15 protein-coding genes are annotated in these 18,716 nt (G+C 70.5%); 10 read left to right on the top strand and 5 right to left on the bottom strand.

Annotated elements, in window-relative coordinates:
- Positions 1 to 189: 189 nt before the first annotated feature.
- Positions 190 to 2,064, top strand: coding sequence for an AMP-binding protein (locus ABZ896_RS15000; RefSeq protein WP_360927576.1), 1,875 nt, complete (start codon positions 190 to 192; stop codon positions 2,062 to 2,064).
- Positions 2,065 to 2,134: 70 nt separating this feature from the next.
- Here ABZ896_RS15000 and ABZ896_RS14995 read toward each other — a convergent pair whose 3' ends face one another.
- Together ABZ896_RS14995 and ABZ896_RS14990 are read right to left on the bottom strand one after the other, a co-directional pair.
- Positions 2,135 to 2,689: a response regulator gene (locus ABZ896_RS14995; protein ID WP_360927573.1), complete on the bottom strand. Its 555-nt coding sequence runs from the start codon at positions 2,687 to 2,689 to the stop codon at positions 2,135 to 2,137.
- A gap of 13 nt (positions 2,690 to 2,702) precedes the next feature.
- Positions 2,703 to 6,839, bottom strand: a complete 4,137-nt coding sequence (locus ABZ896_RS14990) for a HAMP domain-containing protein (RefSeq protein ID WP_360927570.1) — start codon at positions 6,837 to 6,839, stop codon at positions 2,703 to 2,705.
- Positions 6,840 to 6,942: 103 nt separating this feature from the next.
- On the opposite strand from ABZ896_RS14990, the gene ABZ896_RS14985 reads away from it, so the two are divergent.
- The 3 genes from ABZ896_RS14985 to ABZ896_RS14975 all read left to right on the top strand — a co-directional run bounded on the left by ABZ896_RS14985 (position 6,943) and on the right by ABZ896_RS14975 (position 11,426).
- A complete protein-coding gene (locus ABZ896_RS14985) occupies positions 6,943 to 9,450 on the top strand; it encodes an ATP-binding SpoIIE family protein phosphatase (RefSeq protein ID WP_360927567.1) in 2,508 nt (835 codons plus the stop codon).
- 65 nt (positions 9,451 to 9,515) lie between these two features.
- A complete protein-coding gene (gene hemW, locus ABZ896_RS14980) occupies positions 9,516 to 10,748 on the top strand; it encodes a radical SAM family heme chaperone HemW (protein WP_360927564.1) in 1,233 nt (410 codons plus the stop codon).
- Between the two features lie 99 nt (positions 10,749 to 10,847).
- Positions 10,848 to 11,426: a Uma2 family endonuclease gene (locus tag ABZ896_RS14975; protein ID WP_360927562.1), complete on the top strand. Its 579-nt coding sequence runs from the start codon at positions 10,848 to 10,850 to the stop codon at positions 11,424 to 11,426.
- On the opposite strand, the gene ABZ896_RS14970 is transcribed toward ABZ896_RS14975, so the two are convergent.
- Positions 11,404 to 12,216, bottom strand: coding sequence for a DUF3097 domain-containing protein (locus tag ABZ896_RS14970; protein ID WP_360927559.1), 813 nt, complete (start codon positions 12,214 to 12,216; stop codon positions 11,404 to 11,406). The genes ABZ896_RS14975 and ABZ896_RS14970 overlap by 23 nt on opposite strands.
- 31 nt (positions 12,217 to 12,247) lie before the next feature.
- Complete coding sequence (locus ABZ896_RS14965; RefSeq protein ID WP_360927556.1) at positions 12,248 to 12,979, bottom strand: MBL fold metallo-hydrolase; 732 nt, start codon at positions 12,977 to 12,979, stop codon at positions 12,248 to 12,250.
- Positions 12,980 to 13,133: 154 nt separating this feature from the next.
- On the opposite strand from ABZ896_RS14965, the gene hrcA reads away from it, so the two are divergent.
- The 5 genes from hrcA to ABZ896_RS14940 all read left to right on the top strand — a co-directional run bounded on the left by hrcA (position 13,134) and on the right by ABZ896_RS14940 (position 17,725).
- Positions 13,134 to 14,150, top strand: a complete 1,017-nt coding sequence (hrcA, locus tag ABZ896_RS14960; protein WP_360927553.1) for a heat-inducible transcriptional repressor HrcA — start codon at positions 13,134 to 13,136, stop codon at positions 14,148 to 14,150.
- Positions 14,151 to 15,290 carry a molecular chaperone DnaJ gene (gene dnaJ, locus ABZ896_RS14955; RefSeq protein ID WP_360927550.1) on the top strand — a complete coding sequence of 380 codons (1,140 nt, stop codon included), beginning with the start codon at positions 14,151 to 14,153 and terminating at the stop codon, positions 15,288 to 15,290.
- 197 nt (positions 15,291 to 15,487) lie between these two features.
- On the top strand, positions 15,488 to 16,564 hold the full coding sequence (locus tag ABZ896_RS14950) for a nitronate monooxygenase (RefSeq protein WP_360927548.1): 1,077 nt from the start codon (positions 15,488 to 15,490) through the stop codon (positions 16,562 to 16,564).
- Entirely contained in the window at positions 16,561 to 17,310 is a 750-nt protein-coding gene (locus tag ABZ896_RS14945) for a 16S rRNA (uracil(1498)-N(3))-methyltransferase (protein WP_360927545.1), read from the top strand. Before ABZ896_RS14950 ends, ABZ896_RS14945 begins: the two co-directional genes overlap by 4 nt.
- A 22-nt stretch (positions 17,311 to 17,332) precedes the next feature.
- Positions 17,333 to 17,725, top strand: coding sequence for a VOC family protein (locus tag ABZ896_RS14940; RefSeq protein ID WP_360927542.1), 393 nt, complete (start codon positions 17,333 to 17,335; stop codon positions 17,723 to 17,725).
- On the opposite strand, the gene ABZ896_RS14935 is transcribed toward ABZ896_RS14940, so the two are convergent.
- Positions 17,667 to 18,071, bottom strand: a complete 405-nt coding sequence (locus ABZ896_RS14935; protein ID WP_360927539.1) for a hypothetical protein — start codon at positions 18,069 to 18,071, stop codon at positions 17,667 to 17,669. The two genes, ABZ896_RS14940 and ABZ896_RS14935, sit on opposite strands and share 59 nt — an antisense overlap.
- 81 nt (positions 18,072 to 18,152) lie before the next feature.
- Here ABZ896_RS14935 and ABZ896_RS14930 point away from each other — a divergent pair, with 81 nt between their 5' ends.
- Positions 18,153 to 18,686, top strand: coding sequence for a hypothetical protein (locus ABZ896_RS14930; protein ID WP_360927536.1), 534 nt, complete (start codon positions 18,153 to 18,155; stop codon positions 18,684 to 18,686).
- Positions 18,687 to 18,716: the final 30 nt, after the last annotated feature.

Genomic DNA, 18,716 nt, shown 5'->3' with positions numbered 1-18,716 from the left:
TTTACTGGGCTCGTCGCGCCGGCGCGCGGCGGGCCCAGTGCCGTTGATCTGTAGGAAGTGACAGTCCGCCGCCTCTTACGCGGTGGCCGGTCGCGCTCTACTCTGATCTCTGCTCGATAGTTACTCGCGAGTTAAACAACAGCCGCAACCTGAGAGCCAGCCGCACTGTCGCGGGCCCCGGAGGATGTCGTGAGCGACACACAGACACTGATCGAGAACCGTCCGCCGAGCGTGGCGACCCTCTTCCTGGAGCGGGTCGCGGCCACTCCGGACGCCGAGGCGTACCGGTACCCGGTGCCGCCGGCCTCCGGTCAGGGTCCGGACGACTGGAAGTCGCTCAGCTGGGCGCAGGCCGCCGAGCGGGTCTACGCCATCGGCGCCGGGCTCATCGAGCTGGGTGTGCAGCCGGAGCAGCGCGTCGCGCTCGCCTCCTCCACCCGGATCGAGTGGATCCTCGCGGACCTCGGCATCATGTGCACCGGCGCCGCCACGACCACGGTCTATCCGCAGACCAACGCCGACGAGTCGGCGTTCATCCTCTCCGACTCCGAGAGCCGGGTGCTGATCGCCGAGGACGCGGCCCAGCTCGCCAAGGCGGTCGAGAAGCGCGGCGAACTGCCCGCGCTCACCCATGTCGTGGTGATCGACCCGGCCGGCGTCGAGTCCAGCGACTTCGTCCTCACCCTCAGCGAACTGGAGGCGCGCGGCGCCGCCCGGCTGGAGAAGGACCCCGAGCTGGTCAAGGAGCGGGTCGCGGCGATCACGTCCGATCAGCTCGCGACCCTCATCTACACCTCCGGCACCACGGGCCGTCCCAAGGGTGTACGGCTGCCGCACGACAACTGGGCGTACATGGCGAAGGCGATCGCCGCGACCGGGCTGATCAGCACTGAGGACGTGCAGTACCTGTGGCTGCCGCTCGCGCACGTCTTCGGCAAGGTCCTCACCTCCGGGCAGATCGAGGTCGGGCACGTCACCGCCGTCGACGGCCGGGTCGACAAGATCATCGAGAACCTTCCGGTGGTGCGGCCGACGTACATGGCGGCCGTGCCGCGCATCTTCGAGAAGGTCTACAACGGGGTCGCCGCGAAGGCCCGGGCGGGCGGCGGCGCGAAGTACAAGATCTTCCAGTGGGCCGCCGAGGTGGGCCGTGCCTACGCCAAGGAGAGCCAGGACAACTTCAAGCGCACCGGGGTCGCCGGGGCGTCGTTCGGGCTGAGCGCGAAGCACAAGGTCGCCGACGCGCTGGTCTTCGCGAAGATCCGCGAGGCGTTCGGCGGGAACCTGCGGGCGTGTGTGTCCGGGTCGGCGGCGCTGGCGCCGGAGATCGGGTACTTCTTCGCCGGGGCCGGGATCCACATCCTCGAGGGGTACGGCCTGACGGAGTCGTCGGCCGCGTCCTTCGTGAACCCGGGGGAGGCTTACCGGACCGGTACGGTCGGGAAGCCGCTGCCCGGCACCGAGGTGCGGATCGCCGATGACGGGGAGATCCTGCTGCGCGGCCCCGGGATCATGGAGGGGTACCACGGGCTGCCCGAGAAGACGGCGGAGGTCCTTGAGGCCGACGGGTGGTTCCACACCGGGGACATCGGTGAGCTCTCGCCCGACGGGTACCTGCGGATCACCGACCGCAAGAAGGACCTCATCAAGACGTCCGGCGGCAAGTACATCGCGCCCGCGGAGGTCGAGGGGCAGTTCAAGGCGGTGTGCCCGTACGTCTCCAACATCCTCGTGCACGGGGCGGATCGGAACTTCTGCACGGCGCTCATCGCGCTGGACGAGGTGTCGATCCTGGAGTGGGCCAAGGAGAACGGGCTGGAGGGGAAGCCGTACGCGGACGTCGTCGCCTCCCCGGCCGCGGTCTCCATGGTCGACGGGTATGTGAAGCAGCTCAACGAGGGGCTTCAGCGGTGGCAGACGATCAAGAAGTTCCGGTTGCTGCCGCGGGATCTGGACGTGGAGCACGGTGAGATCACGCCGAGCCTGAAGCTGAAGCGGCCGGTGGTGGAGCGGGAGTACAAGCACCTGATTGATGAGATGTACGCGGGCTCTCGCGAGGCGTAGGGGGTGCCTGGGGAGCGTGCGCGACTGGCGGTTCGTTGTGGCTGGTCGCGCAGTTCCCCGCGCCCCTAGGTCAGTTGGAGCGACCTCTGCTTACGAGTTCTCGGAGTTCTTTGACCTTGGTGCGCTGAGGGTCTGTCAGTTCTTTCTCCAACGCCGCCAGTTGGCTCGCCACCTGTTCGTAGTCCGTTCGCTGCCTCGCCAATAGCCTCTCCAGTTGCTGGTTCTTCCTGTACAGGTCCAGGAACACCGTGACCTTTGCTCTCAGGACCCACGGATCGAACGGCTTGGTCAAGTAGTCGGCCGCGCCTGTGGCGTAGCCGCGGAAGGCGTAGCCCGTGTCGTCCTCCGCGCCCGTGAGGAAGATGATCGGGACGTCCTTCGTCTGGTCGAGGCGTTTGATGTTGGCGGCCGTCTCGAAGCCGTCCATGCCCGGCATGCGGACGTCGAGGAGGACCAGGGCGAAGGGGCGGCGGAGAAGGGCCTTCATCGCCTCCTCGCCCGAACGGGCCCGTACGAGGGGTTTGTTGAGGGACCCCAGGACGGCCTCCAGCGCGATCAGGTTGTCCTCCATGTCGTCGACCAGGAGGATGCCCGCACTGTCGTCGGTCGTTGCTTCGGCGCTCATCTGACTGCCTCATTCAGTCGTCCGTGGGCGGGACCACCGCCTCCTCGGCATCGGCCTGCTCCTGTTCCGTCCGCTCCGTCCCCTCCGGATCCAGGAGCGCGCAGACGACGGTCAGCAGCTGGTCGACGTCCACCGGCTTGGGTACGTAGTCGTTGGCGCCGCGCGCGATGGACTTCTCGCGGTCGCCGGGCATCGCCTTCGCGGTGAGCGCGACGATCGGCAGGCCGGTCCAGCGCGGGGTGCGGCGGATCGCGGCGATCGTCTCGTAGCCGTCCATCTCCGGCATCATGATGTCCATCAGGACGAGTTCGACGTCCGGGTTGCGCTCCAGGGTCTCGATGCCCTCGCGGCCGTTCTCCGCGTAGAGCACCGGCATGCCGACCCGGCCCAGCACATGGGTGAGGGCGAAGACGTTGCGGATGTCGTCGTCGACGATCAACACCCGGCGCCCGGACAGGACTTGGCCCGCCCGCCCGGCTTTCCACGCCTCCAGCTTGGTGGGGGCGGGCCAGGAGTCGTCGGCGTCGTGGGCGGTCGGGTACGGCTCGGTCGACAGGTCCTCCGGCACGGGCAGTTCGAGGTCCTCGGCGGTCGGGCCGGTCGCCGCGTGGCCGGGGCTGACGACGGGGACGTAGAGCGTGAAGGTGGAGCCCCGGCCGGGCTCGCTCTCGGCGACGATCCGGCCGCCCAGCAGGCCCGCGATCTCCCGGCTGATGGACAGACCGAGGCCGGTGCCGCCGTACTTGCGGTTGGTGGTGCCGTCGGCCTGCTGGAACGCCTCGAAGATCACCGGGAGTTTCTCCCGCGCGATCCCGATGCCGGTGTCCCGGACCGCGAAGGCGATCACCTGGTCGCTGCCCTGCACGAAGCGGTGCTCGGGGTCCTTGACGCGGTTCACGCTCAGCTCGACGCGGCCCGTCGCGGTGAACTTGATCGCGTTGGAGAGGAGGTTGCGCAGGATCTGCTGGAGCCGCTGCTCGTCCGAGTACATCTCCCGCGGCACGTCCTCGCCGACCGCCACCTCGAAGGCGAGCCCCCGGTCCAGGGTGAGCGGGCGGAAGGTGGCGTGGACGTAGTCGAGCAGTTTGATGAGCGGCAGCTTCTTCGGGCGTACGTCCATCCGGCCGGCCTCGATCTTCGACAGGTCCAGGATGTCGTTGATCAGCTGGAGGAGGTCGGAGCCGGAGCGGTGGATCGTCGTCGCGAACTGGACCTCCTGGTCGGAGAGATGGCCGTCCGGGTTGTCGGAGAGCAGCCGGGCCAGGATCAGCAGGGAGTTCAGCGGGGTGCGCAGTTCGTGCGACATGTTCGCGAGGAACTCCGACTTGTACTGCGAGGAGGTGGCCAACAGGGCCGCTTTCTCCTCCAGTTCGGCGTTGGAGCGCTGCAACTCCGCCTGCTGCATCTGGAGTTCGTCCGAGCGTTCCTGGAGCTGCCGGGCCAGCCGCTGGGACTCGCCGAGCAGGGACTCGGTGCGGGAGTTGGCGATGATGGTGTTGATGGCGACGCCGATGGTGTTCACGAACTGGTCGAAGAACGCCAGGTGGACATCGGAGAAGCGGGAGAAGGACGCCAGCTCGATCACGCCGAGGAGCTTGTCCTCGAAGAGGATCGGGATGATGACGACGCTGGTGGGCGCGGCCTCCCCGAGCCCGCTGTTGATCTTGATGTAGTCCGGCGGGGCCTCCTCCACCAGGATCCGCTTCTTCTCCCGGGCCGCCTGCCGGACCAGACCGTGCACCGGCATCCCGCCGGTGTCGACGGTCGCGCCCTGCGCCGAGCCGTAACCGGCGATGAACGCGAGCCCCTTTGTGGGGACGGTGGTGTGCAGGGAGGCGCCGTCCTCGTCCGGGTCGGCCAGGAAGAACGCGCCGTACTGGGCGTTCACCAGCGGGGTCAGCTCGCGCAGGATCAGGTCGGCGACCTCCATGAGGTCCCGGTGCCCCTGCATCAGGGCGGCGAGGCGCGCGAGGTTGGACTCCAGCCAGTCCTTGGCGCGGGTCGTCTCGCGGAGGTTGGCCACCATCAGGTTGATGTTGTCCTTGAGCTCGGCGACCTCGCCCTGGGTCTCGACGGTGATCGAGCGGGACATGTCGCCCTGGGCCACCGCGGAGGCGACCTCGGCGATCGCGCGGACCTGGGTGGTCAGGTTGGAGGCGAGTTCGTTCACGTTGGTCGTCAGGCGCTTCCAGGTGCCGTACACGCCCTCGACCCGTGCCTGGCCGCCCAGTTGGCCCTCGGAGCCGACCTCGCGGGCCACGCGGGTGACCTCGGAGGAGAAGGAGGAGAGCGTGTCGACCATGGTGTTGATGGCGGTCTTCAGCTCCAGGATCTCGCCGCGCGCGTCCACGTCGATCTTCTTCGAGAGGTCGCCGTTGGCCACGGCGGTCGTCACCTGGGCGATATTGCGGACCTGTGAAGTCAGGTTGTCCGCCATGTAGTTGACGTTGTCGGTCAGGTCCCGCCAGACGCCGCTCACGCCCAGCACCTGGGCGCGTCCGCCGAGTCGGCCGTCCGTGCCGACCTCGCGGGCCACGCGGGTCACCTCGTCGGCGAAGGCGCGCAGCTGCTCCACCATTGTGTTGACGGTGTCCTTGAGTTCGAGGATCTCGCCGCGCGCGTCGACCGTGATCTTCTTCGACAGGTCGCCGTTGGCCACGGCGGTGGTGACCTGGGCGATGTTCCGGACCTGTGAAGTCAGGTTCAAGGCCATGAAGTTGACGTTGTCGGTGAGGTCTTTCCAGACGCCGGAGACGCCTCGCACCTGGGCCTGGCCGCCGAGGTTTCCCTCGGTGCCGACCTCGCGGGCGACACGGGTCACCTCGTCGGCGAAGGCGGAGAGCTGGTCGACCATCGTGTTGATCGTCGACTTCAGTTCGAGGATCTCGCCCTTCGCCTCGACCGTGATCTTCTTGCCGAGGTCGCCCTGGGCGACGGCCGTCGACACCAGGGCGATGTTGCGGACCTGCGAAGTGAGGTTGTCCGCCATGAAGTTGACGTTGTCGGTGAGGTCTTTCCAGACGCCCGACACGCCTCGCACCTGAGCCCGGCCGCCGAGGTTTCCCTCGGTGCCGACCTCACGGGCGACACGGGTCACTTCGTCGGCGAAGGCGGAGAGCTGGTCGACCATCGTGTTGATCGTCGACTTCAGTTCGAGGATCTCGCCCTGGGCGTCGACGGTGATCTTCTGGGAGAGATCCCCGTTCGCCACCGCCGTCGTCACCTGGGCGATGTTCCGGACCTGTGAAGTCAGGTTCGACGCCATGAAGTTGACGTTGTCCGTGAGGTCCTTCCAGACCCCGGAGACCCCTCGCACCTGGGCCCGGCCGCCCAACTGCCCTTCCGTACCGACCTCTCGGGCGACCCGCGTCACCTCGTCGGCGAAGGCCGACAGCTGGTCGACCATCGTGTTCACGGTGAGCTTGAGTTCGAGCAGTTCGCCGGTCGCCTCGACCGTGACCGTGCGGGTCAGGTCGCCGCGGGCCACCGCCGTGGTCACCAGGGCGATGTCCCGGACCTGGGCGGTCAGCCGGGACGCCATGGTGTTGACGGCCTCGGTCACATCCCGCCAACTGCCGGACAGACCGGTCACCTTGGCCCGGCCACCGAGCCGGCCCTCGGTGCCGACCTCGCGGGCCACCCGGGTCACCTCGCCGGTGAACAGCGAGAGCTGGTCGACCATCTTGTTCACGGCCCGGCCCAGACGCCGTAGATCACCGCGGAGTTGGCGGTTGCCGTCGTGCAGGTCGACCCGCTGGGTGAGGTCGCCGCCGGCCACCGCGTCCAGCACCCGGGTGGCGTTGGCGGCCGGGGCCACCAGGGCGTCCAGCAGCTGGTTCACGTCGTTGACGCGGGAGGTCCAGCTGCCCTGGCCCGGGCTGGGCGAGAGCCGCTCGTCGAGCCGGCCGTGCCGCACCAGCTCCCGCTTCACGCGGTTCACCTCGCCGGTGAAATGGACGTTGCGGTCGACCAGCTGGTTGAAGATCGCGGTCAGTTCGGCCACGATTCCGTCGCCGCTCTCGGGCAGCTTCGTGAAGTCGCCGTCCCGGGCCGCGGTCATCGCGGCGAGCAGCGGGCGGAGGTCCGATGCTCGAATCCGGTCGCTTTTCTGACCCTCTTCGAGCACAGGGGTACCACTGTTCTCACTCATGGCGGCCCACTTCGGTAACTCGGCGCTTATGGGCGTGGCCAGTCTGTCACCCTGTCCGCATCGACAGAGGGGTAATCGTCCGAACTGCTCGGGGAGGTGGAACATGGGGGCCATTCCTGCGCAACGGGAGTCCGTTGCCCGTGCGTCGGACGCGCCCGCGCACGCCCGCGGCGCGCTGCCGCACACCCCGGCCCACCTCTGCGCGCCCCTGCCCGGCAGCCCCCTCGCACCCGGCTCGGCCCGCGCGCTGGTGCGGGCCGCGCTCGCCGAGTGGACCGAACTCGCCCTGCCCGGCACCGAGTTGCTCACCGAGCGGACCCGGGACGATGCCGTGGTCGTGGTCAGCGAACTCGTCACCAACGCCGTCGTGCACGCCGGCACCGATGTCGAGCTGACCTGTCGGCTGGAGGGGGAGACCGGCGCGGTGACCGTCGAGGTCCTCGACCACCATCCCTCGCGCGCGCCGCGCGAGAACGGCACCGAACCGCCGTACGGCACACCGGAGTACGGCCGCGGGCTGCGGCTGGTCGCCGCGCTCGCCGAGTCCTGGGGTGTCACGTATCGCGCGGGCGCCAAGATCGTGTGGGCGCGGCTGCCCGCCGTTGGGAAGGAGGCGTACGACGGGGTCCGGACGTATGCCGGGAAGGGCGCGCACGAGCGGGGGCTCAGGGTGGCCGGAATGCTCGCGCCCGAGCCCCGGCGCAGCGAGCAGGAGCGGGACTGGCTCAACCGCGGTGCCCTCTCCTTCCTCGCCGAGGCCTCCGACCTGCTCGCCGGACAGCTCGACGAGAACCTGGTCGCCGCGCTCGCCGGCCAGCTGATCGTGCCGCGGCTGGCCGACTGGTGCGCGGTGTGGCTGGAGGACGAGCTGAACGGGCGGTGGGGGGCGCGCCGCGTGGAGAGCGCCGATGGGTGGGGCGGCGGTGGGGGCTATGGCGGTTCGGGCGGCGGTGGCGCGGGCTATGGCAGCTTGAGCGGCGGCAGCGGCAGCAGCGGCAGCGCTGGCCAGGGCGGTTCGGGCAACGGCGGCCGGGGTGACGGAAGCGAGGGCAACGACGACCTTGGCGACGGCAGCGCGGGAGGCGGCAGCGCAGGCCATGGTGGGTCGGGCAGCGGTAGCGGGAGTGCGGGCAAGCGCGGCTCGGGGGACGGCAGTGAGGGTAGCGGCGGTCTGGTCGACGGCAGTGGTGGCCGGGTCGGCGGTGGCGCGGGCGACGGCGGTTCGGACACCGGCAGTTGGGGCCACGGTGGTGGGTCGGGCAGCGGTAGCGGGAGTGCGGGCAAGCGTGGCTCGGGCAGTGGCGGCAGGGGGGACGGCAGTGAGGGTAGCGGTGGCCTGGGCGACGGCAGTGGTGGCCGGGCCTGCGGTGGCGCGGGCGACGGCGGCCCAGGCGACGACAGCGCGGGCAGCCGTAGGCCGTCCGGTGGGGGCCTGATCAACGGCGGTTCGGACACCGGCAGTTGGGGTCACGGCGGCTGGAGTGACGGTGGAGGTGTCACCGGCCCCCGGCTCGCCCGGGTCTGGCATGCCAGTGAGGCCCGGATCGACGAGCTGCGCCGGGCGCTGGAGAAGGAGGCGCCCGGGCTGCCCGGTGCCGACCGCTCCGGCCCCGTCGCGTTCCCCTGGCCCCGTGAGGTGCTGGGCCCGCACGGGTTCGCGCTCGCCTTCCGGCTGGCCGCCGGCGGCCGCCCCCTCGGCACGCTCGTCATCGGCCGGGTCGGCCTGCTGCCCTTCCCCGACGAGATCACCGGGCTCGTCGAGGACCTCGGCCGCCGCGTGGCGCTCGCGATCGGCGCGGCCCGCCAGTACGCCCGCCAGGCCACCATCAGCGCCGTCCTCCAGCGCGGCCTGCTGCCCGGCGCGGTCGCCGAGATCCCCGGGATACGCAGCGCGCTGGTCTACGAGCCGTGCGACAAGGGCGGCCCCAGCGGCGACTTCTACGACCTCTTCCCGGCCGGCGACGGGCGCTGGTGCTTCGCCGTCGGGGACGTCCAGGGCAAGGGCCCGGAGGCCGCCGTGGTCATCGGCCTGGCCCGCCCCTGGCTGCGGCTGCTGGCCCGCGAGGGCTACCGCGTCGCCGACGTCCTCGACCGCCTCAACCAGCTCCTCCTCGACGACGCCACGGAGGCCGCGGACGCGGCGGCCCGCGCCCTGGCCTCGGCGGGCGGCCGCCCCACGGGCCCCGGCGACGGCCCGCAGACCAGATTCCTCTCCCTGCTCTACGGCGAGCTGGTGCCCTTCGACGGCGGAGTGCGCTGCACCCTCGCCTCCGCCGGGCATCCGCTGCCCCTGCTGCTCGGGGCGGGCGGCGAGGTGCGCACGGCCGCGCGGCCGCAGACCCTGCTCGGGGTCGTCGAGGACGAGACGTACACCAGCGAGACCTTCGAGCTGTACGCCGGGGACAGCCTGCTCTGCGTCACCGACGGGGTGACCGAGCGGCGCAGCGGCTCCCGCCAGTTCGACGACGAGGACGGGCTCGCCGACGCGCTCGCCGGGTGCGCGGGGCTGGACGCCGAACTGATCGCCGAGCGGATCAAGCGGCTCGTGCACGAGTTCGGGGCGCGGCCGCCGGACGACGATCTGGCGCTGCTGGTGCTGCAAGCCGAGTAGGGGCCGCCGTACGGGACCATGGCCGTCGTAAGGGACAACGGTCGCCGTACGGGACAATGGGCCGTATGCCTTCCGCACTCCCCGACGGCGAGCCGGTCCCCGACGACGGCGCGCTGCCCCCTGCCGCGCTCGCCGGTGCCGCCGACCGCCCGCTCGGGTTCTACCTGCACGTTCCCTACTGCGCGACCCGCTGCGGGTACTGCGACTTCAACACCTACACGGCGACCGAGCTGCGCGGCACGGGCGGGGTGCTGGCCTCCCGGGACAACTACGCTTCGACGCTGGTCGACGAGATCCGGCTGGCCCGCAAGGTGCTGGGCGACGACCCGCGCCCGGTGCGGACGGTGTTCGTCGGCGGGGGTACGCCGACGCTGCTGGCCGCGTCGGATCTCGTACGGATGCTCGCGGCGATCCGTGACGAGTTCGGGCTGGCCGAGGACGCGGAGGTCACCACCGAGGCGAACCCGGAGTCCGTCGACCCGGCGTATCTCGCGGCGCTGCGGGAGGGCGGGTTCAACCGGGTCTCCTTCGGGATGCAGAGCGCGAAGCAGCACGTACTGAAGGTGCTGGACCGGACGCACACTCCGGGGCGGCCGGAGGCGTGTGTCGCGGAGGCGCGGGCGGCGGGGTTCTCGCACGTCAACCTGGATCTGATCTACGGCACGCCCGGGGAGACGGACGACGACTGGCGGGCGTCGCTGGAGGCGGCGATCGGGGCGGGGCCGGACCATGTCAGCGCGTACGCGTTGATCGTCGAGGAGGGGACGCAGCTGGCTCGTCGGATCCGACGCGGCGAGGTACCGATGACCGACGACGACGTCCACGCGGACCGGTATCTGATCGCGGACGACACGTTTTCCGCCGCGGGCTTCGAGTGGTACGAGGTGTCCAACTGGGCGACTTCGGAAGCCGGGCGGTGTCTGCACAACGAGCTGTACTGGCGGGGCGCGGACTGGTGGGGGGCCGGGCCCGGGGCGCACTCGCACGTGGGCGGGGTGCGGTGGTGGAACGTGAAGCATCCCGGCGCGTATGCGGCGGCGCTGGCCGGCGGGCGGTCGCCGGGGGCCGGGCGTGAGCTGCTCTCGGACGAGGACCGACGGGTGGAGCGGATCCTGCTGGAGCTGCGGCTGCGGGAAGGGATGCCGCTGGAGCTGCTGCGGGAGGAGGGGCTCGCGGCTTCTCGCCGGGCGCTTTCCGAGGGACTCCTGGAGCGGGGGCCGTACGAGGAGGGCCGGGCCGTGCTGACGCTCCGGGGCCGGTTGCTCGCGGACGCGGTGGTCAGGGACCTGGTGGACTGATCACTCCGGCGGGTGAATCAGTGCGGAACGGGGGTTCGGTCCCTAACCTGGTTCGTAGGCTGCCGCCGACAGTACGCGGCGAATGTGGAGGCCACGGAGATGACCGCTGTGGACGAACGTGGAGTCGCTGAGTTCTTTGAGGGCCTTGAGCCGCCCGACGGACTCAAGGTGGAGCTTCTGCGGGGGGAAATCGTGATGATGGCCAGCCCTGATCTGGTGCACAACGTCATCGTGATGTTGCTGGGCAGACAGATTCCGATCGACAGCTGGTACGCCCTTCAGACGCAGGACGTCGACCTTCTTGAGGAAGCCAGCGAACCCGTTCCGGACCTGGTGGTCGTCGATCCCGACGTGCTGCCGACTTCAGGCCGTCTGCTTCCGGCCGGGCTGATCACGATGGTGGTCGAGGTCGTCTCCAAGACAAGTGTGCACCGTGACTACGACATCAAGCGGTCCATCTACGCCGCCGGAAAGGTCCCTGCTTACCTCGTCGTGGATCCGATCATGGCGCAGTGCGTACTGCTGACGAGGCCCGTGGGGAAGGGCGAAGACGCCGACTACCAGCGGCAGCAGGTCACCAAGTTCGGAGCCCCACTGCCGTTGGAGGAGCTGGGGCTCGAATTGGACACCACCGGGTTCGGAACGTTCGCCAACGTCAGGCCTCACCGATACCCGTGACGAAGTCGATCAGTTCCTCCACGCGGCCCAGTAGTTCCGGCTCCAGGTCCTTGTAGGAACCCACCCGCTTCAGGATCGCCTGCCACACCGCGCCCGTGTTGTCCGACGGCCAGCCCAGGGCCTTGCACACGCCCGTCTTCCAGTCCTGGCCGTGCGGGACCCGCGGCCACCCCGGGATGCCCAGGGTCGACGGCTTCACCGCCTCCCAGATGTCGATGTACGGGTGGCCCACCACCAGGGCGTGTTCGCTGGTGACCGACGCGGCGATGCGGGACTCCTTGCTGCCCGGTACCAAGTGGTCCACCAGGATGCCCAGACGGGCGTCCGGGCCCGGGGCGAACTCCTCGACGATCCTCGGCAGGTCGTCCACGCCCTCCAGGTACTCCACGACCACGCCCTCGATGCGCAGGTCGTCGCCCCAGACCTTCTCGACCAGTTCCGCGTCGTGGCGGCCCTCGACGTAGATACGGCCGGCGCGGGCCACCCGGGCGCGGGCGCCGGGGACGGCCACCGAGCCGGAGGCGGTACGGGACGGTCGTACGGGAGAACCCGAGGGCTTCACCAGCGTCACCACGCGGCCCTCCAGCAGGAAGCCGCGCGGCTCCAGCGGGAAGACCCGGTGCTTGCCGAAGCGGTCCTCCAGGGTCACCGTGCCCGCCTCGCAGCGGATCACCGCGCCGCAGAAGCCGGTGCCGGGCTCCTCGACCACCAGGCCGGGCTCCGCCGGGACCCCGGGGACGGGCTTCGGCTTCTTCCAGGGAGGGGTCAGGTCGGCGGAGTACTGGCGCATTCGGATGACGATAGGAGAACCGGCCGCGGCGTCACCGCGACACGCCGAAACGGCGGGCCAGCGCGTCCCGCTGACGTCGGACGAACGCCGCGTCCACCACCGCTCCGTGACCGGGCACGTACAGCGCGTCCTCGCCGCCCAGCTCCAGGAGCCGGTCCAGCGCGGCGGGCCAGTGCGACGGTACGGCGTCCGGGCCGGACTGCGGTTCGCCGGACTCCTCGACCAGGTCGCCGCAGAAGACCACCTCGGGGGCGCCCGGCACCAGGACCGCGAGGTCGTGCGCGGTGTGGCCGGGGCCGACGTTCGCCAGCAGGACCTGGCGGCCGGGGCCGAGGTCGAGGGTCCACTCGCCGCTCACGTGGTGGCGGGGCGCGGCCAGGGCGTCCACCGCCTCGTCGGCGAGGTCCGCGTCGAGACCGTTGCGCACCGCGTCCGCGCGCAGCTCGGCCCGGCCGAGGCGGCCCGTCAGCACCGTCTCCACGCCCACCGCGCCGAACACCTCCACGCCCGCGAACGCTCCCGCGCCGAAGACGTGGTCGAAGTGCGGGTGGGTCAGCGCGAGATGGGTCACACGCCGGCCGGTGAGCGTCTCGGCCTGTGTCCGCAGCCGCGCGCCCTCCGCGAGGCTCGACCCGGAGTCGATCAGCAGGGCCGTCCCCTCGCCCACGACCAGCCCCGCCGTGCAGTCCCAGCCGGGCAGCCGGCACCGCCCCACCCCGGCCGCCACCCGCTCCCACCCGAGCTCTTCCCAAGTCACCGTCATACCGCGACGCTAACGGCAGGACCCCGCCGTACAGGACCGACCTTGCCCAGGGAGTACCCCGCCGCCGTACACTGGGCCGGGGAATGCTGGCACTCGAATATGAAGAGTGCCAGGCGGAAGGGCCCACGGGGACGACTTGCTGGAGGTGCGCGCGGTGCTGAGTGAACGCAGGCTCCAGGTGCTGCGCGCCATCGTCCAGGACTACGTCGGCACCGAGGAGCCGGTCGGCTCCAAGGCGCTGACCGAGCGGCACAACCTCGGCGTCTCCCCGGCGACCGTGCGCAACGACATGGCCGCCCTGGAGGACGAGGGGTTCATCGCCCAGCCGCACACCAGCGCCGGGCGGATCCCGACCGACAAGGGCTACCGGTTGTTCGTCGACAAGCTCGCGGGCGTCAAGCCGATGACCGCGCCCGAGCGGCGCGCGATCCAGAACTTCCTCGACGGCGCCGTAGACCTTGATGATGTCGTGGCGCGGACCGTGCGGCTGCTCGCGCAGTTGACGCGGCAGGTCGCCGTCGTGCAGTACCCCTCCCTGACCCGGTCCACCGTCCGGCACGTCGAACTGCTCTCGCTCGCGCCCGCGCGTCTGATGCTCGTGCTGATCACGGACACCGGGCGCGTCGAGCAGCGTATGGTCGACTGCCCGGCGCCCTTCGGGGAGGCCTCGCTCGCCGATCTGCGCGCGCGGCTCAACAGCCGGGTCGCGGGGCGCCGGTTCGCCGATGTGCCGCGGCTGGTCGAGGACCTGCCCGAGGCTTTCGACGTCGAGGACCGGGGTACGGTCTCGACAGTGCTCTCCATCCTGATGGAGACACTCGTCGAGGAGAACGAGGAGCGGCTGATGATCGGCGGCACCGCCAATCTCACCCGCTTCGGACATGACTTTCCCCTCACCATCCGGCCCGTGCTCGAAGCGCTGGAGGAGCAGGTCGTGCTCCTCAAGTTGCTTGGTGAGGCCGGGGATTCGGGCATGACCGTACGCATCGGTCATGAGAACGCGTATGAGGGACTCAACTCCACTTCCGTGGTGTCGGTCGGCTACGGTTCGGGCGGCGAGGCAGTCGCCAAGCTGGGCGTGGTCGGACCGACCCGCATGGATTACCCGGGAACGATGGGAGCGGTACGAGCGGTGGCACGGTACGTCGGACAGATCCTGACGGAGTCGTAAGTGGCCACGGACTACTACGCCGTTCTCGGCGTGCGCCGCGACGCGTCGCAGGATGAGATCAAGAAGGCGTTCCGTCGGCTCGCACGCGAGCTGCACCCGGACGTCAACCCGGATCCCAAGACCCAGGAGCGGTTCAAGGAGATCAACGCCGCCTACGAGGTCTTGTCGGACCCGCAGAAGAAGCAGGTCTACGACCTCGGTGGCGACCCGCTCTCGCAGGCCGGCGGCGGTGGCGCGGGCGGCTTCGGCGCGGGTGGCTTCGGGAACTTCTCGGACATCATGGACGCGTTCTTCGGTACGGCGTCGCAGCGCGGTCCGCGCTCGCGGACCCGTCGCGGCCAGGACGCGATGATCCGGCTGGAGATCGAGCTCGACGAGGCTGCCTTCGGCACGACGAAGGACATCCAGGTCGACACAGCGATCGTCTGCAACACCTGTAACGGTGAGGGCGCCGCGCCGGGGACCTCCGCGCAGACCTGTGACATGTGCCGCGGGCGCGGTGAAGTGTCGCAGGTGACGCGGTCCTTCCTCGGTCAGGTCATGACCTCGCGGCCGTGCCCGCAGTGCCAGGGCTTCGGGACCGTGGTTCCGACGCCGTGCCCGGAGTGCGCCGGTGACGGGCGGATCCGTTCCCGTCGGACGCTGACCGTGAAGATTCCGGCCGGTGTGGACAACGGCACGCGGATCCAGCTCGCGGGTGAGGGCGAGGTCGGGCCCGGTGGTGGTCCCGCCGGTGACCTCTACGTCGAGATCCACGAGCTGCCGCACGCGATGTTCCAGCGGCGCGGGGACGATCTGCACTGCACGGTCACGATCCCGATGACGGCCGCGTCCCTCGGCACCAAGGTGCCGCTGGAGACGCTCGACGGCATGGAGGAGGTCGACATCCGGCCCGGCACCCAGTCCGGCCAGTCGATCCCCCTGCACGGCCGGGGCGTCACGCACCTGCGCGGCGGCGGCCGCGGCGACCTCATCGTCCACGTCGAGGTCCAGACCCCGACCAAGCTCGACCCGGAACAGGAACGCCTCCTGCGCGAGCTGGCGAAGCTGCGGGGCGAGGAGCGGCCGACGGGGCAGTTCCAGCCGGGTCAGCAGGGGTTGTTCTCGCGGCTGAAGGACGCGTTCAACGGGCGTACCTGAGCTGTGGGACGACTGCCGGGGGTCCGGGGGTCGTCCCCCGGGTAGGCACAGTCAGCCCGGGCAGCAGGGGTTGTTCTCGCGGCTTAAGGACGCGTTCAACGGGCGTACCTGAGCCGCGTTCGGGCCCGGTGCCGGTGGTCTATGCCGGTGGGAAGGCCGGATTCGGACTTGTTCGGAGGACGTGACAACATGCCGTCATGTCCTCCGCACTGACCGATCTCTTCCCTCACCCGATCGTGCAGGCCCCCATGGCGGGCGGCGTCTCCGTGCCGCAGCTCGCCGCCGCCGTGTCCGAGGCGGGCGGGCTGGGGTTCCTCGCCGCCGGGTACAAGACCGCCGACGGCATGTACCAGGAGATCAAGCAGCTGCGGAGCCTGACGAGCCGCCCCTTCGGCGTCAACCTCTTCATGCCGCAGCCCGAATATGCCGACCCGTCGGCCGTCGAGGTCTACGCCCACCAGCTCGCCGGCGAGGCCTCCTGGTACGAGACCGAGCTCGGCGATCCGGACAGCGGCCGCGACGACGGATACGACGCCAAGCTCGCCGTACTCCTCGACAACCCCGTCCCCGTCGCCTCCTTCCACTTCGGCATCCCCACCCCCGAGGTCCTGGAGTCGCTGCGCCGGGCCGGCATCTTCACCCTCGTCACCGCGACCACGCCCGAAGAGGCCCTCGCCGTCCAGTACGCGGGTGCCGACGCGGTCATCGCGCAGGGCGTGGAGGCCGGCGGCCACCAGGGCACCCACCGCGACATCCCCGAGCACGACGGCTCCGGCCTCGGCCTGCTCTCCCTCGTCGCCCAGGTCCGCGAGACCGTGACGATCCCGGTCGTCGCCGCCGGCGGCATCATGCGGGGCAGTCAGATCGCCGCCCTGCTCGCCGCGGGCGCGAGCGCGGCCCAACTCGGCACCGCGTTCCTCGCCACCCCCGAGTCCGGCGCGCACGCCCTGCACAAGCAGGCCCTCACCAACCCCCTGTTCGTCCGCACCGAGTTGACGCGGGCGTTCAGTGGCCGGCCCGCCCGCGGACTCGTCAACCGCTTCCTGCGCGAGCACGGTCCGTACGCCCCCGCCGCCTACCCCGAGGTCCACCACCTCACCTCGCCGCTGCGCAAGGCCGCCGCCAAGGCCGACGACCCGCAGGGCATGGCGCTGTGGGCGGGCCAGGGCCACCGGCAGGCGCGCGAACTGCCCGCCGGGCAGCTCGTGGAGGTCCTCGCCGCCGAACTCGACGCGGCGAGGACAGCGTTGTCGACCAAGGGAGACTTCGCGTGACCGCGCCCGTCTTCGTCGTCGAGCACCTCGACGCGGGCGCCGGGGACCAGTACGTCCTCGACGGGCCCGAAGGACGCCACGCCGTCTCCGTGAAGCGGCTCCAGCCCGGCGAGGAGGTCGTCCTCACCGACGGGGCCGGGCGCTACGCGGAGTGCTCCGTGCTCGCCGCCGAGGGCAAGGACCGGCTGGTCGTCCGACTGGGCCCGGTGAGCGAGGAACCTCCGCCGCGGCCCCGGATCACCGTCGTCCAGGCGCTGCCCAAGGGCGACCGGGGCGAGGTCGCCGTGGAGACCATGACCGAGGTCGGCGTGGACGCCATCGTGCCCTGGCAGGCCGCCCGTTGCATCACGCAGTGGCGGGGCGACCGGGGTCTCAAGGCGCTCGGCAAGTGGCGGGCCACCGCGCGCGAGGCCGGCAAGCAGTCCCGCCGGGTCCGCTTCCCGGAGGTCGCGGACGCGGCAACGACCAAACAGGTTGCCGCGCTTCTCGCCAAAGCCGACTTCGCCGCCGTCCTGCACTCCGACTTCGGGCACGACAGCGCGCCGCTCGCCACCGCCGAACTCCCCGCCGAGGGTGAGATCGTGCTGGTCGTGGGCCCTGAAGGGGGCGTCTCCAAGGACGAGTTGGCGCTCTTCGAGGAGGCGGGCGCGAAGGCGTACGTGCTGGGGCCCAGCGTGCTGCGCACCTCGACCGCCGGTACCGCGGCGACCGCCCTGCTCCTCGGCCGCACCGGCCGCTGGTCCTGACCCGACCCCCGGAAGGACGTCCGTGGAACTCGCCCAAGTACGTCTGCTCGTCACCGACTTCGCCGCCTGCTACCGCTTCTACGGTGAAGTCCTGGGCCTCAAGCCCCAGTCGGGGGCGACGGGCGGACCGTACGAGAAGTTCAGCCCCGCGACCGGCTCGGCCGGCATCGCGCTCCAGGACCGCGCGATGATGGCCGCGGTCCTCGACGAACTCGGCGACACGGCCACGGGTCATCGTTCCCTGGTGGTGCTCAGGGTGGACGACCTGGACACGTACTGCGAGCAGATCACCGGCCGAGGCGCCGAACTCCTCCACGGCCCGGCCCCGATGACGGACCGCATGCGCGTCGCCCACCTCAGGGACCCGGAGGGCAACCTTGTGGAGCTTCAGGAGTGGCTGCTGCTGCGCGGCTGACGACGGCCGCCTCGAACAGCTCCCAGCCGTCCAGTTCACGGGAGCCCGGCAGCAGCCCGCGCCCTCGCGCCTCGTCGACCAAGGCCCGTACGACACCGGGTTCGTGCAGGTTGAGGAAGTTGCCCTGCCCGTCGGCCACACAGCCCGAGTGCCAGTAACCGGCGGCGACGTAGCGTCCGGAGCCCGAGCCGCCCGTCCGGAAGACGATCTTCGTGCGGTGGTTGCCGAGGGACAGGCTGAGCACCTCCCGGCACACGTCGCCGTCGTGGTGCTTGTGTCGCACGGTCCAGATGTAGGTGGTGTGCGCGTCCACGACGAGCTTTCGCGGCCGACGGTCGTTACGCATCCTCCCACCGTAGCCGTCAGGGCGCACGCGTGGCCGTATGCGCCCTTCCGTCGGACGGCACCCGGTGGCAGGCTGCCCTTCATGGGGGCGTTGAGACTGAACTGGCGTCGGCCGCGCGGTACCCGGGTGGCGGGCGGGGTGATGCTCGCCGTCATGGCGATCGGCGGGGTCGCCGCCTGTGATCCGGCCGGGGCGGTCAGTTCCGCGACCGTCGCGTACACCGCCGACCAGCTCGTCACCAAGGAGCTCAACCGGCAGAAGGCCGACGTCAACTGGCTGACCTGCACCGCCTCCTACGACGACAGCGGTCAGACGCCGAGTGCCAGTGTGAACGCCGTCGCCACCCTCGACTGCGAGGGCAAGACCAAGGACGGCAAGGACATCACCGTCAAGGGCAAGGTGACCAGGACCGTCAGCGGGGCGTGTGTGCGCGGCAACCTCACGGCCACCGTCGGCGGCAAGCAGTGGTTCCACGTGGAGGGGCTCGGCGACTGCACCGCCACCCCCACCCCGCCCGTCAACAACCCGAACCAACCCGGGCCCACGGTCACCGTGACGGTCACCAAGACCATCTGGTGCCAGAAGGACCCGCAGTGCTGGCCGGACGGCAAGTGATCGAAACCCCTGTGCACGGGAGCCGCCCGT

The organism is Streptomyces sp. NPDC047072 (assembly GCF_040643855.1).
Classification (GTDB): domain Bacteria; phylum Actinomycetota; class Actinomycetes; order Streptomycetales; family Streptomycetaceae; genus Streptomyces.
This window is presented reverse-complemented; position numbering and strand designations above follow the sequence as displayed.

Coding starts and splice junctions, on each gene's coding strand:
- ABZ896_RS14995 (WP_360927573.1), bottom strand. CDS start 2,689: ATGAGCGCCGAAGCAACGACCGACGACAGTGCGGGCATCCTCCTGGTC.
- ABZ896_RS14990 (WP_360927570.1), bottom strand. CDS start 6,839: ATGAGTGAGAACAGTGGTACCCCTGTGCTCGAAGAGGGTCAGAAAAGC.
- ABZ896_RS14985 (WP_360927567.1), top strand. CDS start 6,943: ATGGGGGCCATTCCTGCGCAACGGGAGTCCGTTGCCCGTGCGTCGGAC.
- hemW (WP_360927564.1), top strand. CDS start 9,516: ATGCCTTCCGCACTCCCCGACGGCGAGCCGGTCCCCGACGACGGCGCG.
- ABZ896_RS14975 (WP_360927562.1), top strand. CDS start 10,848: ATGACCGCTGTGGACGAACGTGGAGTCGCTGAGTTCTTTGAGGGCCTT.
- ABZ896_RS14970 (WP_360927559.1), bottom strand. CDS start 12,216: ATGCGCCAGTACTCCGCCGACCTGACCCCTCCCTGGAAGAAGCCGAAG.
- ABZ896_RS14965 (WP_360927556.1), bottom strand. CDS start 12,979: ATGACGGTGACTTGGGAAGAGCTCGGGTGGGAGCGGGTGGCGGCCGGG.
- ABZ896_RS14950 (WP_360927548.1), top strand. CDS start 15,488: ATGTCCTCCGCACTGACCGATCTCTTCCCTCACCCGATCGTGCAGGCC.
- ABZ896_RS14935 (WP_360927539.1), bottom strand. CDS start 18,071: ATGCGTAACGACCGTCGGCCGCGAAAGCTCGTCGTGGACGCGCACACC.
- ABZ896_RS14930 (WP_360927536.1), top strand. CDS start 18,153: ATGGGGGCGTTGAGACTGAACTGGCGTCGGCCGCGCGGTACCCGGGTG.